The sequence below is a fragment of the Duganella sp. CT11-25 genome, assembly GCF_047302815.1.
In the GTDB taxonomy this organism is placed as follows: domain Bacteria; phylum Pseudomonadota; class Gammaproteobacteria; order Burkholderiales; family Burkholderiaceae_D; genus Rugamonas.
This window is the reverse complement of sequence record NZ_JBKBFD010000001.1, coordinates 3869950-3882725: the sequence shown is the minus strand read 5'-3', so window position 1 is coordinate 3882725 and position 12776 is coordinate 3869950. Positions and strand designations below refer to the sequence as shown.

At 64.2% G+C, this 12776-nt stretch carries 13 protein-coding genes; 11 read left to right on the top strand and 2 right to left on the bottom strand.

Annotated features, from left to right (window positions below; translation table 11 throughout):
• Positions 1–38: 38 nt before the first annotated feature.
• Positions 39–269: a hypothetical protein gene (locus ACEN9F_RS16665; protein WP_413421422.1), complete on the bottom strand. Its 231-nt coding sequence runs from the start codon at positions 267–269 to the stop codon at positions 39–41.
• Between ACEN9F_RS16665 and ychF the strand changes: the two genes are divergently transcribed.
• The 4 genes from ychF (at position 258) to ACEN9F_RS16645 (ending at position 5238) form a co-directional block, all read left to right on the top strand.
• Positions 258–1349, top strand: a complete 1092-nt coding sequence (gene ychF / locus ACEN9F_RS16660) for a redox-regulated ATPase YchF (protein WP_413421420.1) — start codon at positions 258–260, stop codon at positions 1347–1349. The two genes, ACEN9F_RS16665 and ychF, sit on opposite strands and share 12 nt — an antisense overlap.
• Positions 1350–1545: 196 nt before the next feature.
• Entirely contained in the window at positions 1546–3072 is a 1527-nt protein-coding gene (locus ACEN9F_RS16655; RefSeq protein WP_413421418.1) for an NYN domain-containing protein, read from the top strand.
• A gap of 71 nt (positions 3073–3143) precedes the next feature.
• On the top strand, positions 3144–3995 hold the full coding sequence (locus ACEN9F_RS16650) for an MOSC domain-containing protein (RefSeq protein WP_413421416.1): 852 nt from the start codon (positions 3144–3146) through the stop codon (positions 3993–3995).
• Between the two features lie 61 nt (positions 3996–4056).
• Entirely contained in the window at positions 4057–5238 is a 1182-nt protein-coding gene (locus tag ACEN9F_RS16645) for a DUF484 family protein (protein ID WP_413421415.1), read from the top strand.
• Here the strand turns inward: ACEN9F_RS16645 and ACEN9F_RS16640 are convergent.
• Positions 5235–7217 (bottom strand): cation:proton antiporter, encoded by a 1983-nt coding sequence (locus tag ACEN9F_RS16640; protein WP_413421413.1) that lies wholly within the window; start codon positions 7215–7217, stop codon positions 5235–5237. The two genes, ACEN9F_RS16645 and ACEN9F_RS16640, sit on opposite strands and share 4 nt — an antisense overlap.
• 150 nt (positions 7218–7367) lie before the next feature.
• Here ACEN9F_RS16640 and ACEN9F_RS16635 point away from each other — a divergent pair, with 150 nt between their 5' ends.
• From ACEN9F_RS16635 to hpf, 7 genes are all read left to right on the top strand, one after another.
• A complete protein-coding gene (locus ACEN9F_RS16635) occupies positions 7368–8357 on the top strand; it encodes a KpsF/GutQ family sugar-phosphate isomerase (protein ID WP_413421411.1) in 990 nt (329 codons plus the stop codon).
• Positions 8357–8887: a KdsC family phosphatase gene (locus tag ACEN9F_RS16630; protein ID WP_413421410.1), complete on the top strand. Its 531-nt coding sequence runs from the start codon at positions 8357–8359 to the stop codon at positions 8885–8887. The genes ACEN9F_RS16635 and ACEN9F_RS16630 overlap by 1 nt, the downstream gene beginning before the upstream one ends.
• Positions 8888–8899: 12 nt before the next feature.
• Positions 8900–9493, top strand: coding sequence for an LPS export ABC transporter periplasmic protein LptC (gene lptC, locus ACEN9F_RS16625; RefSeq protein WP_413421408.1), 594 nt, complete (start codon positions 8900–8902; stop codon positions 9491–9493).
• 26 nt (positions 9494–9519) lie between these two features.
• Complete coding sequence (gene lptA, locus ACEN9F_RS16620) at positions 9520–10101, top strand: lipopolysaccharide transport periplasmic protein LptA (RefSeq protein WP_413421406.1); 582 nt, start codon at positions 9520–9522, stop codon at positions 10099–10101.
• Between the two features lie 2 nt (positions 10102–10103).
• Positions 10104–10856, top strand: a complete 753-nt coding sequence (gene lptB, locus ACEN9F_RS16615) for an LPS export ABC transporter ATP-binding protein (protein ID WP_413421405.1) — start codon at positions 10104–10106, stop codon at positions 10854–10856.
• Positions 10857–10861: 5 nt separating this feature from the next.
• Entirely contained in the window at positions 10862–12340 is a 1479-nt protein-coding gene (locus tag ACEN9F_RS16610; RefSeq protein WP_413421403.1) for an RNA polymerase factor sigma-54, read from the top strand.
• Positions 12341–12414: 74 nt separating this feature from the next.
• Positions 12415–12774: a ribosome hibernation-promoting factor, HPF/YfiA family gene (hpf, locus tag ACEN9F_RS16605; protein WP_166097693.1), complete on the top strand. Its 360-nt coding sequence runs from the start codon at positions 12415–12417 to the stop codon at positions 12772–12774.
• Positions 12775–12776: the final 2 nt, after the last annotated feature.

Sequence of the window (12776 nt, the reverse complement as noted above, 5' to 3'; positions counted from 1 at the left end):
GGGGCTGTTGCGACGGCATCTCTACATGATAGTGCTTTTCAGCAACAAGTCCAGCGCCACGCGCGGATGGAAGTGGCGGAACTGCTACCCCCGGCGTCGCGCATCGCCTTGCAAGCGCCGGTTTTTTGAAGAGTGGCGGCAAGGGAGGTACAATGGACCCCTTGAACGCTGTCATCAGCAAGAATATCCAAAAACGCCCGCGCCGGGCCGTTTTTCACCAGCCGCTTGCCGGCAATATTGATAATTAAAGGTTTTTCATGAGTCTCCAATGCGGCATCGTCGGCCTGCCCAACGTCGGCAAGTCCACCCTGTTCAACGCCCTGACCAAGGCTGGCATCCCGGCCGAGAACTATCCGTTCTGCACCATCGAGCCCAACGTCGGCGTGGTCGAAGTGCCGGATCCGCGCATGGGCGCGCTGGCCGACATCGTCAAGCCTGAGCGCATGGTCAACGCCATCGTCGAATTCGTCGACATCGCCGGCCTGGTGGCGGGCGCGTCGCAGGGCGAGGGCCTGGGCAACCAGTTCCTGTCGCACATCCGCGAAACCGACGCCATCGTCAACGTGGTGCGTTGCTTCGAAGACGAGAACGTGATCCACGTCGCCGGCAAGGTCAGCCCGCTGGATGACATCGAAGTGATCCAGACCGAGCTGGCGCTGGCCGACTTGGGCACGGTGGAAAAAGCCATCCACCGCGAAAACAAGAAAGCCCGTTCCGGCGACAAGGACGCCGCCAAGCTGCTGGCCATCATGGAGCGCATCGTGCCGCACCTGAACGAAGCCAAGCCGGTGCGCGCCATGGGCCTGGACGCCGACGAGATGGCCCTGATCAAGCCGCTGTGCCTGATCACCGCCAAGCCGGCCATGTACGTTGCCAACGTCTCCGACACCGGCTTCACCAACAACCCGCTGCTGGACCAGTTGAGCGCCTACGCCGCCACCCAGAACGCGCCTATCGTCGCCATCTGCGCCTCGATCGAAGCGGAAATCGCCGACCTGGACGACGCCGACAAGACCGAATTCCTGAACGACATGGGCATGCAGGAGCCGGGCCTGGACCGCCTGATCCGCGCCGCCTACAAGCTGCTGGGTCTGCAGACCTACTTCACCGCCGGCGTCAAGGAAGTGCGCGCCTGGACCATCCACGTCGGCGACACCGCGCCGCAGGCGGCCGGCGTGATCCACACCGACTTCGAGCGCGGCTTCATCCGCGCGCAGACCATCGCCTACGACGACTACATCCAGTACAAGGGCGAAGGCGGTGCGAAAGAAGCCGGCAAGATGCGCGCCGAGGGCAAGGAATATGTCGTAAAAGATGGCGACGTGCTGAACTTCTTGTTCAACGTCTAGGCTGCACACAGCGCGGCAGTGCGGGCATGCACTGCTGCCGCATATCGTGCGGTCGATGATGGTCTGGCTGGCGGCGTCGCGCAGGTGCTGCAGGCTGTGCGGTTAGACGTGCGCGGGCCGTTGTTCGGTATAATCGACGGATTGCTTGCGTTTGTCTCCCGCACCACCCCACTCCTCACTAGAAAAAATACTCTTCATGGCTTCTTCCAACGATAACGTCAGCATGGCGCTGTTCTGCGATTTCGAAAACGTGGCGCTCGGTGTGCGCGACGCCAATTACGACAAGTTCGACATCAAGCCTGTGCTGGAGCGCTTGCTGCTCAAGGGCAGCATCGTGGTCAAGAAGGCGTATTGCGACTGGGACCGCTACAAGGGCTTCAAGGCGCCCATGCACGAGGCCAATTTCGAGCTGATCGAGATCCCGCACGTGCGCCAGTCGGGCAAGAACTCGGCCGACATCCGCATGGTCGTCGATGCGCTGGACTTGTGCTACACCAAGTCGCACGTCGATACCTTCGTCATCATTTCCGGCGATTCGGACTTTTCGCCGCTGGTCTCCAAGCTGCGCGAGAACGCCAAGAAGGTGATCGGCGTCGGCGTCAAGCAATCGACCTCCGACCTGCTGGTGGCCAACTGCGACGAATTCATCTTCTACGACGACCTGGTGCGCGAGAGCCGCCGCGCCAAGCGCGAGTCCAGCAGCGAGGCCAAGCCGGCCACCAAGCGCTCGCCGGAAGAGGAGCGCGTGCGCCGCGAGGAGATGGACAAGCGCCGCAGCCAGGCGGTGGAAATCGCCGTCAATACCTTCGAGGCGCTGGTCTCGGAGCGTGGCGACAGCGGCAAGATCTGGGCTTCGGTCCTGAAGGAAGCGATCAAGCGCCGCAAGCCGGACTTCAGCGAGTCCTATTATGGCTTCCGCACGTTCGGCAACCTGATCGAGGAATGCAAGGCGCGCGGCCACCTGGAATTCGGCCGCGATGAAAAATCCGGCGCCTATGTGTATCGCGGCAGCGGCGTGCCTGGCGCCATCGCCGGCGAATCGCAGGCGGCTGAAACGGATGCGGTGACGGGCGAGGCGCAGGAGTCGCAAGAGCCGCGTCAGGAATCGCGCCGTGGCCGCGGCCGTGGCCGCACCGCCGCCGAGCGTTTCGCCGAGCGTCAGGCCGAGCGTCTGGCGCGCCAGGCGTCGCCGCCTGCGCAGGACGCGGGCCAGCAGGAAACCGTGGCCTACGCCGAGCCGGAGCAGCCAGAGGCGCCGGTCGAGGCCGTGGTGGATGCCGCTCCGCAAGCCGATGCCGACCGTGGACGCGGCCGTGGCCGTGGCAATCGCGGCGGCCGCAAGCAGCAGGGCGATCAGCAGCAAGCCGCCGTTGCCGCGCCAGCCGAAGCGCCGGTCGTCATGGAAGCCGCAGTGGAATTGCCAGCCGTGGTGGAAGCCGCGCCGGCCCCCGCCAAGAAGAAAAGCGGCGCCAAGCCGCCTGCGCGCAAGGTGAAGAGCGCCGCCAAGGCCCAGGGCGACGATGCCAAGCCGGCCAAGGGCGGCAAGAGCGCCAAGGCCGCCGTGACGGAGGCGGTTGCCGCTCCTGCCCCAGCGCCGGCGCCGGTCGAGACGGCTCCGGCCGCCGAGGCCAAGCCGGCCAAGGCCAAGGCCGCTGCCAAGCCGGCCCGCAAGCCGGCGGCGCGCGCGCCGCGTCCCGCCAAGGCCGCCAAAACGGAAGAATAAGCCACGGACCAGCGGCGGCGGGCGTCAGATCGTATAATTGCCATGTTTTCATCTGACCTTGTCGCCGTGTCATGCCTATCCTGTCCGATATCACGCTCTATCCGATCAAATCCTGCGGCGGCCTGTCGCTGCGCGAAGCCACGCTGACCACCACCGGTCTGATGACCGGGCAGATCTACGATCGCGAATGGATGGTGGTCGACGCCGCCGGCGTCTGCCTGACCCAGCGCGAGCATCCGCGCATGGCGCTGATCACCCCGGCGCTGAAAGCCGACACGCTGGAACTGCGCGCGCCCGGCATGCTGCGCCTGGAAATCCCCCTCGGCCTGCCCGATCCCGACCACGCGGCCACCCTGACCACCCAGGTCTGGGACGACACCGTGCTGGCCTACGACTGCGACGACCTCACCGCCGCATGGTTCACCAAGGCCATCGGCGCGCCGTGCCGGCTGGCGCGCTTCCACGCCAAGGCTGAACGCGCGGTCAGCACCAAGTGGACCGACGGCGTGGCCGCCACCACCATGTTCTCCGACGGCTATCCGATCCTGGTGGCCGGCGCCGCCTCGCTGGACGACCTGAACGGCAAGCTGCGCGCGGCCGGCCGCGAGGCGATCCCGATGAACCGCTTCCGTCCCAACCTGGTGATCGACGGCATCGAAGCCTTCGAGGAAGACTATGCCGAATCGTTCCAGCTGGGCGAGGCCATGTTGAAGCCGGTAAAACCTTGCCCGCGCTGCCCGATGCCGTCGGTCGACCAGGCCACCGGCACCTTCGGCCCGGATCCGCTGGACATCATGCAAAGCTACCGCGCCAAGCCGGAAGTCGACGGCGCCCTGTGTTTCGGCATGAACAGCATCCTGATCGCCGGCGACGGCCAGCGTGTGCGCGTCGGCCAGGAAATCGTCGTGACGCTGGCGTTTTAAGACGGCTTGGCGTAAGGTTGCAGAACGCATGAAACAAGCATGAATCGGGTGAAGGGCTGATATGACGTACACTGCTACAGGCAAGTTGCCGCCGCAGACCGATCGCGCCGCGCCGGCGCATGATCTGGCCGCCGAGAACCAGGCCTTACGTGCGCGCATGGCCTACCTGCTGGAACAGGCGGAACGCAACCACTCGATCATGACCCGCCACCAGGCGTTCGACCTGGACATCGTCGGCGCCGGCAATTTCCCCGAACTGGTCGGCACCATTTTCCGCGTGCTGCCGGTGATCTCCGAACTCGACAGCGTGACCTTGACGCTGATCGACGAGGACGCCGACATCCGCACCGTGATGCTCAAGCTGGACGTGGTGTTCGAAGATTTCCCCGGCCTGATCTTCGTCGAGGAACTGGACGCGCTGGGTTTCGACCTGGGCCGCCGCAACGCCTATACCCCGACGCCCAGGCCGCTGCTGGGCATGTACGATCCGCAGCGCCACGCGCAGCAGTTCCCGAACGCGCCGGCCGGCTTGCAGAGCGTGGCGCTGGTGCCGCTGCTGCGCAACAAGCGCATCATCGGCAGCCTGAATCTGGGCAGCTGCGACCCGACCCGTTTCACGCCCAGCCTGGGCACCGATTTCATCGAGCACATGGCGTCGATCATCGCCATCTGCCTGGAAAACGTCATCAGCAACGAGATGCTCAAGTACATCGGGCTGACCGATTCGCTGACCGGCGTCTACAACCGCCGCTACATCGACCGCCGCCTGCTGGAAGAGATCGCGCGCGCGCGGCGCCAGTCGTATCCGATTTCCTTCATGTACATCGATATCGACCACTTCAAGCGGGTCAACGATACGGTGGGGCATGGCGGCGGCGACGAGGTGTTGCGCGAGGTGGCCAGCCGCATCAAGAACGAGCTGCGCACCTCGGACGCGCTGGCGCGCTTCGGCGGCGAGGAATTCGTCGTGCTGCTGATCGACGCCAACCTGGACAGCGCCGCCTTCGTGGCCGAACGCATCCGCGCCAGCGTGGCCGGCAGCATGATCGCGCTGTCGCCCGAGCTGCAGCTGTCGGTGACGGTGTCGATCGGCGTCGCCTGCCTCAATCCGGGCGAGGCCGAAGGCGATCCCGAAGTCATTTCCCGCACCTGGATCGCGCGCGCCGACGACTTGCTGTACGAAGCCAAGGAATCCGGCCGCAACCGCGTGGTCAGCCGCCGCGCGGACGACCAGGCCGCCTAGCGCAGCAAGCGCTGTTCGGCGCGGTTGACGGCGTCGGCCACGCCGCGCAGCACCACCACGTCGCCCGCTTCCAGCACGGTATCCTTGGCCACCTCCACGCGCGCCCTGCCGCGGCGGATGCTGGTCACCTCGGCGCCGGCGCCGGCCACGTCGAATTCGCCCAGCATCTTGCCCACGCACACCGCGCTGCCGTTCAAGGTGACCGAATGCAGCCGCTCCAGGTCGGCGTCCTCGCCGACATCGCTGGCGCCGTGGAAGTAGCCGCGCAGCGAGGCGTAGCGCTCCTCGCGCGCCGCCTGCACCCGGTGCACCACGCGCCGCAGCGGCACGCCCAGCATGATCAGCGCGTGCGAGGCCAGCATCAGGCTGCCCTCCATCAGTTCCGGCACCACTTCGGCCGCGCCGGCCGATTTCAGCATGTCGAGGTCGGTGTCGTCGTGCGAGCGCACGATCACCGGCAGGGTCGGCGCCAGCTCGTGCACCAGGTGCAGCACCTTCATCGCCGACGGCGTGCTGGCGTAGGTGATCACCACCGCGCTGGCGCGGTAGATGCCGGCCGCGACCAGGCTCTCGCGCCGCGCGGCGTCGCCGTAGGACACCTGGCGGCCGGCGGCCTGCGCCTCCTGCACCCGTTCCGGGTCGAGGTCGAGCGCGTGGTATTCGATTTTTTCCTCGCTCAGCATGGTGGCCAGGTTTTGCCCGCTGCGGCCGAAGCCGGCCACGATCACGTGCTTGTTGGTGGACATGGTGCGGCTGGCGATCCGCGTCAGCGCCAGCGACTGCATCATCCATTCGTTGGCCGAGACCTTCATGACGATCTGGTCGGACTTGGCGATGATGAACGGCGCCAGCAGCATCGACAGCACCATCGACGCCAGCACCACCTGGATGATGAAGGAATCCATCAGGTTGGTGCCGGCCGCCAGGTTCAGCAGCACGAAGCCGAACTCGCCCGCCTGCGCCAGCGCCAGGCCGGTGCGGATCGAGACGCCGTCCGAGGCGCCGAACAGCTTGGCCAGGCCGGCGATCAGCGCGAACTTGAGCAGCACCGGGCCGGCCAGCAGGATCAGCACCAGCCACCAGTGTTCGATCACCAGCCGGACGTTGAGCAGCATGCCGATGGTGATGAAGAACAGTCCCAGCAGCACGTCGCGGAAGGGCTTGATGTCTTCCTCCACCTGGTGCTTGTATTCGGTTTCGGAAATCAGCATGCCGGCCACGAAGGCGCCCAGCGCGAGCGACAGGCCGGCGCGCTCGGTGATCCAAGCCGCGCCCAGGGTCACCAGCAGCAGGTTGAGCATGAACAGTTCCTGCGAGCGGCGCTTGACCACGATGGTGAACCAGGTGCGCAGGATCTTGTGGCCGAAGAACAGCAGCAGCGCCAGCACGATGACCGCCTTCAGGCCGGCCCAGGCCAGGGTTTCCACCAGCGCGTCGGGGCGCTGGCCCAGCGACGGGATCAGGATCAGCAGCGGCACCACGGCCAAGTCCTGGAACAGCAGGATGCCGATGATCTTGCGCCCATGTTCGCTTTCCAGCTCCAGCCGCTCGGTCAGCATTTTGACCACGATGGCGGTCGACGACATCGCCAGCGCGCCACCCAGCGCGAACGAGGCTTGCCAGCTGATGTGCAGGGCAGGGGGCAGCTGGGTGGCGATGGTCCAGCCAAATATCATGGTTGCGACGATAGTGAGCACTACCTGCGCCAGGCCCAGCCCGAACACGATGCTGCGCATCGACATCAATTTGGAGAGCGAGAATTCCAGCCCGATGGAGAACATCAGGAACACCACGCCGAACTCGGCCAGCCCGTGGGTCGCTTCGCTCTGCTCGGCCAGGCCCAGCGCGTGGGGGCCGATCAGGATGCCGACGGCCAGGTAGCCCAGCATCGGCGGCAGGTGCATCATGCGGAAAGCGACCACGCCCAGCACCGCGCTGCCGAGCAACAAGAGGGTTAATTCAAGTGGTGAAAACGTCATCTCAACATCGCCAGTGGGTGAGCCAATAAGTAAAATTTCGTTGTTTGTGGGCCGTTGTCGGCACACTAAGCGCGTTATGTTGTGACTGGCAAGTTTTTTGCTTTCTCAATTCGGCTATACTTGGGCATGAGTGTAACCCATGAAAAAACAATGCTGAAAGCTTTTGACGCAAAAACGGCACTGCGCCTTGCCCGCGAGACCCTGCAAAACGAAGCGGACGCCATCGCCGCCCTGAACGCCCGCCTGGAAGACGACGACAGCGTGGTGCAGGCGATTTCCCTGCTGCTGAACTGCACGGGCCGCGTCGTCGTGTCCGGCATCGGCAAGTCCGGCCATATCGGCCGCAAGATCGCCGCCACGCTGGCCTCGACCGGCACGCCGGCGCTGTTCGTCCACCCGGCCGAAGCGGCGCACGGCGACCTCGGCATGGTCACCGCCGACGATGCCTTTATTGCAATTTCGTATTCCGGCGAAAGCGCGGAGCTGATGACCATCCTGCCGGTGGTCAAGCGCATGGGCAGCAAGGTCATCGCCATGACCGGCAAGCCCGGCTCCAGCCTGGCCAGCATCGCCGACGTCCACCTGAACGTGGCCGTGGCCAAGGAAGCCTGCCCGATGAACCTGGCGCCGACCACCTCGACCACGGTGACCTTGGCGCTGGGCGACGCCATCGCCGTGGCGCTGCTGGACCTGCGCGGCTTCAAGGAAGAAGACTTCGCCCGCTCGCATCCGGGCGGCGCGCTGGGCCGCCGCCTGCTGACCCACGTGAAAGACGTGATGCGCAGCGGCGCGGACGTGCCGAAAGTCACCGCCGACGTCAGGCTGACCGAGGCGCTGCTGGAAATCACGCAGAAGGGCATGGGCATGACCGCCATCGTCGACGCCGACGACAAGCCGATCGGCGTGTTCACCGACGGCGACCTGCGCCGCATGATCGAGAAGGTCCAGGATTTCAGCAAGGTCGTCATCCGCGACGTGATGCACGCCAACCCGCGCAGCATCGCGCCGGAAAAGCTGGCGGTCGACGCCGTCGCCGTGATGGAGCAGCACCGCATCAACCAGATGCTGGTGACCGACGCCGCCGGCAAGCTGGTCGGCGCGCTGCACATCCATGACCTGACCCGCGCCAAGGTGATCTGATGAGCGAATTGACTTATGTGGAACGCGCCGCGCGCGTCAAGCTGATGATCTTCGACGTCGACGGCGTGCTGACCGACGGCAGCCTGCACTACGGCGCCGAAGGCGAGGCGCTGAAGACCTTCAACGTGCACGACGGCCTGGGCATCAAGCTGCTGCAGGAATCCGGCGTGCAGACCGCCATCATCAGCGCGCGCACGTCGCCGCAGGTGATCAAGCGCGCCGCCGACCTCGGCATCGGCCACCTGCACCAGGGCGGCCACGACAAGCTGACGCCGTTCAACGCGCTGCTGGAAAAGACCGGCCTGACGGCCGAACAGGTCGGCTTCATCGGCGACGACGTGGTCGACCTGCCGATCCTGGGCCGCGTCGGCTTTGCCGTCGCCGTGCCGAACGGCCGCGCCGAAGTGCTGGAGCGCGCCCACCACGTCACGGTGGCGCACGGCGGCCGCGGCGCCGTGCGCGAAGTCTGCGAACTGCTGCTGCACGCGCAGGGCACGTACGAGCGCGTGATGGCGCAGTTCCTGGTTTGATAGGATAGAGTCATGCGTAAAAGAACAGCACATCGCTGGCAGTTGACGCTGATCCTGATGGTCGGCGTGTTTGTCGCCGTCGGCAGCTTCTGGCTGGTGCAGGTGGTCAACCAGGCGGGCGGCGAGGCCCAGGCCGACCGCTTCCGCAACGAGCCGGACTACATCATCGACCGCTTCAGCCTGGTACGCATGAACAAGCAAGGGCAGCCGTCGTACATCATCTCCGGCGACAAGCTGACCCATCACCCGACCGACGACTCGTCCGACATCGACAAGCCGTTCGTGCACAGCCTGGCCGGCGAGCAGCCGTCGATGAATATCCACGCCGACACCGCGCATGTCGACCAGGGCAATACGCGCGTCAAGCTGAATGGTAATGTGGACGTGGTGCGGCCGGCCACGGACAAGACGCAGGCGATGCGCATGCAGACGCCGACGCTGACCGTGTTCCCGGACGAGGAGCGGATGGAAACCGAGGCGCCGGTCGATCTGCACCTGGGCAGCTCGACTGCCAAGGGCACCGGCATGCAATTCAATAACGCGACGCGCCAGGTGCAACTGGGCGGACGCGGAACGATCACGATGCCGCCGCGAGCGGCACACTGAAGGAACGAGACATGAATGGATTCACGATGAACAAGTTACTCCTGTCGGCCGCGCTGCTGCTGGCCGCCGCCGCCGCGGTCAACCCCGCGCACGCGGAAAAAGCCGACTCCAGCAAGCCGACCGAGATCACCTTCGACAACCTGGACGCGGACGACGTCAAGCAGATCAAGACCTTCACCGGCAACGTCGTGCTGACGCGCGGCACGCTGCTGATGAAGTCGCCGAAGGCGGTGGTGACCGAGGATCCGGAAGGCTACCAGTACGTGGTGCTGCACAGCGCGCCCGGCACGCAGGCGAACTTCCGCCAGAAGCTCGACGGCGCCGGCGACCAGTGGGTCGAAGGCCAGGCCGACCGCATCGAATATGACAACAAGACCGAGCTGGTCAAGCTGTTCGCCAAGGCCCGCATCAAGCGCCTCGAAGGCAGCAAGACCAGCAGCCAGGTCGACGGCGAATTCATTTCCTACGACAGCCGCAAGGAATTCTTCGCGGTCAAGAACACGCCGACCGGCGAGAGCAAGCCGGGCGCGGGCCGCAGCACGATGGTGATCCAGCCGTCGAGCAAGCTGGCTGTGCCGCCGGCCACCACGCCGACGCCGGGGAAATGAGCATGGAACCATCCTGCGGTAGTACCCTGATCGTCAAAGGACTGCAAAAGACCTACGGCAAGCGCCAGGTGGTGCACGACGTCTCGCTGCAAGTCGAATGCGGCGAAGTGGTCGGCCTGCTGGGCCCCAACGGCGCCGGCAAGACCACCTCGTTCTACATGATCGTCGGCCTGGTGCCGTCGGACGCCGGCAGCATCGACATCAGCGGCGTCGACATCTCCTCGCTGCCGATCCACCGCCGCGCTTCGCTCGGCCTGTCCTACCTGCCGCAGGAAGCGTCGGTGTTCCGCAAGCTGACGGTGGAAGAAAATATCCGCGCCGTCCTCGAAATCCAGAAAGTGGACGGCAAGCCTTTATCCAAGGCTGAAATTGATGAACGGCTGAATACCCTGCTGGCCGATTTGCAGATCGAAAAGCTGCGCGAGAACCAGGCGCTGTCGCTCTCGGGCGGCGAGCGCCGCCGCGTGGAGATCGCGCGCGCGCTGGCGACCAACCCGCGCTTCGTGCTGCTCGACGAACCATTCGCCGGGGTCGACCCGATTGCCGTGATTGAGATCCAGCGCATCGTGCGCTTCCTCAAGGAACGCAGCATCGGCGTCCTCATTACCGATCACAATGTGCGCGAGACGCTGGGCATCTGCGACCGCGCATATATCATCAACCAGGGCACGGTATTGGCGTCAGGCCGGCCAGACGACATCATCGCCAACGAATCGGTGCGTCGCGTGTATCTGGGTGAACATTTCCGTATGTAAGCCCCATGAAACAGTCTTTGCAACTGCGCACGTCGCAGCACCTCGCGTTGACGCCACAGTTGCAGCAGTCGATACGGCTGCTGCAACTGTCGACGCTGGAACTGCACCAGGAACTCGAACAGCTGCTGACCGACAACCCGCTGCTGGAGCGTCTCGACGATCCGCTCGATCACTCGCTGCGGCTGCTGTCCGACGGCGCCATCAGCCAGCAGGCGCCGGTGGGCGATGCGCCGCCTGAAGGTCCGCCGGGATCGCAGGAAGCGCCGGCCGCCGACGCCGATGGCTACGACGGTCCCGCCGCCGACACCGAGAGCACCACCGCCGACGCCGACGTCGACTGGAGCGACGCCGGCCGCAGCAAGGCGCCCGACGACGAAGACGCGCGTCCGCAGCTGGAAGCCAACCACTGCACGTTGCGCGAGCACCTGATGGAGCAGATGCGGGTGACGGTGCTGGAGATGCGCGACCGCGCGCTGGTCGAGCTGATCATCGATGCGCTCGATGAGAACGGCTACCTGGAAGAATCGCTGGAAGAGATCCACGCGCGCCTGCCGGAAGAACTGGAACTCGACCTCGACGAATTGCAGACCGCCTTGTCGATGCTGCAGAGCTTTGATCCGATGGGGGTGGGCGCGCGCAACGCGTCCGAGTGCCTGGCGCTGCAAATCAAGCGCTTGCCGGGCGTGCCGATGGTGACACGGCGCATGGCGCTGGCCATCGTCGAGCATCATTTGACCTGGTTCGCGCAGCGCGATTTCAACAAGCTGAAGAAAGCGCTGCTGTGCGACGACGAGGATCTGCGCGAGGCGCAGACGGTGATCCGCCAGTGCAATCCGCACCCGGGTTCGGCCTTCGCATCGGACGTGTCGGACTACGTGGTGCCGGACGTGATCGTGAAGAAATCGCGCAACGGCTGGCAGGTCAGCTTGAACAACGACGTCATGCCGCGCCTGCGTGTCAACGCCATGTACGCCAACCTGCTCAAGCAGGGAAAAGGCGAGGGCGCGATGGGCGCGCAGCTGCAGGAAGCGAAGTGGCTGATCAAGAATATGCGCCAGCGTTTCGATACCATTCTACGCGTTGCACAAGCGATAGTAGAAAGACAAAAGAACTTTTTCTCGCACGGCGCGGTTGCCATGCGCCCCCTTGTGCTTCGCGAAATTGCTGATACACTGGGTTTACACGAGAGTACTATTTCTCGGGTAACAACTCAAAAATACATGCTGACCCCGCACGGCATGTTTGAGCTGAAATATTTCTTTGGTAGCCATGTCGCCACCGAAGCGGGAGGGGAAGCAAGTTCGACGGCGATACGTGCATTGATCGTGCAACTGACAGGAGCAGAAGACCCGAAAAATCCTTTATCCGACAGTAAAATTGCGGACATGCTGGGAGAACAAGGCATGGTGATTGCGCGACGCACTGTTGCCAAATATCGCGAAGCTTTAAAAATCCCGCCAGTCAGTCTCCGCAAGTCTTTGTAGTTTCTTGGTTCCTGCGCGCCCGGCCGCAATGGGCAACGCACTAACCGTCAGCGACATCATCTTTAGGAGTGTGTATGAATCTCACCATCAGTGGACATCATCTCGAAGTGACTGCAGCTATTCGCGAATACGTGCAGAACAAGCTGGAGCGCGTCACCCGCCACTTTGATCAAGTGATTGATATTGCTGTCATCCTGACTGTAGATAACCTTAAAGAGAAAGAGAAACGTCAGAAGGCTGAAATCAACCTGCGTATGTCGGGCAAGACCGTCTACGTGGAAAGCCTGTCGCAAGACCTGTACGCCGCCATCGATACGCTTATCGACAAGCTGGATCGCCAGGTCATGAAGTACAAGAACAAGGTCCAACAGCACGGCCACGATGCGATCAAGCATCTCCCGGATAGCTACGAACCCGCTGCCTCCGCCCTATAACA

Bases quoted from the DNA above. Each gene is read 5' to 3' on its own strand.
- ychF (WP_413421420.1), top strand. From the start codon at position 258: ATGAGTCTCCAATGCGGCATCGTCGGCCTGCCCAACGTCGGCAAGTCC.
- ACEN9F_RS16655 (WP_413421418.1), top strand. From the start codon at position 1,546: ATGGCTTCTTCCAACGATAACGTCAGCATGGCGCTGTTCTGCGATTTC.
- ACEN9F_RS16650 (WP_413421416.1), top strand. From the start codon at position 3,144: ATGCCTATCCTGTCCGATATCACGCTCTATCCGATCAAATCCTGCGGC.
- ACEN9F_RS16645 (WP_413421415.1), top strand. From the start codon at position 4,057: ATGACGTACACTGCTACAGGCAAGTTGCCGCCGCAGACCGATCGCGCC.
- ACEN9F_RS16640 (WP_413421413.1), bottom strand. From the start codon at position 7,217: ATGACGTTTTCACCACTTGAATTAACCCTCTTGTTGCTCGGCAGCGCG.
- ACEN9F_RS16635 (WP_413421411.1), top strand. From the start codon at position 7,368: ATGCTGAAAGCTTTTGACGCAAAAACGGCACTGCGCCTTGCCCGCGAG.
- ACEN9F_RS16630 (WP_413421410.1), top strand. From the start codon at position 8,357: ATGAGCGAATTGACTTATGTGGAACGCGCCGCGCGCGTCAAGCTGATG.
- lptC (WP_413421408.1), top strand. From the start codon at position 8,900: ATGCGTAAAAGAACAGCACATCGCTGGCAGTTGACGCTGATCCTGATG.
- lptA (WP_413421406.1), top strand. From the start codon at position 9,520: ATGAACAAGTTACTCCTGTCGGCCGCGCTGCTGCTGGCCGCCGCCGCC.
- lptB (WP_413421405.1), top strand. From the start codon at position 10,104: ATGGAACCATCCTGCGGTAGTACCCTGATCGTCAAAGGACTGCAAAAG.
- ACEN9F_RS16610 (WP_413421403.1), top strand. From the start codon at position 10,862: ATGAAACAGTCTTTGCAACTGCGCACGTCGCAGCACCTCGCGTTGACG.
- hpf (WP_166097693.1), top strand. From the start codon at position 12,415: ATGAATCTCACCATCAGTGGACATCATCTCGAAGTGACTGCAGCTATT.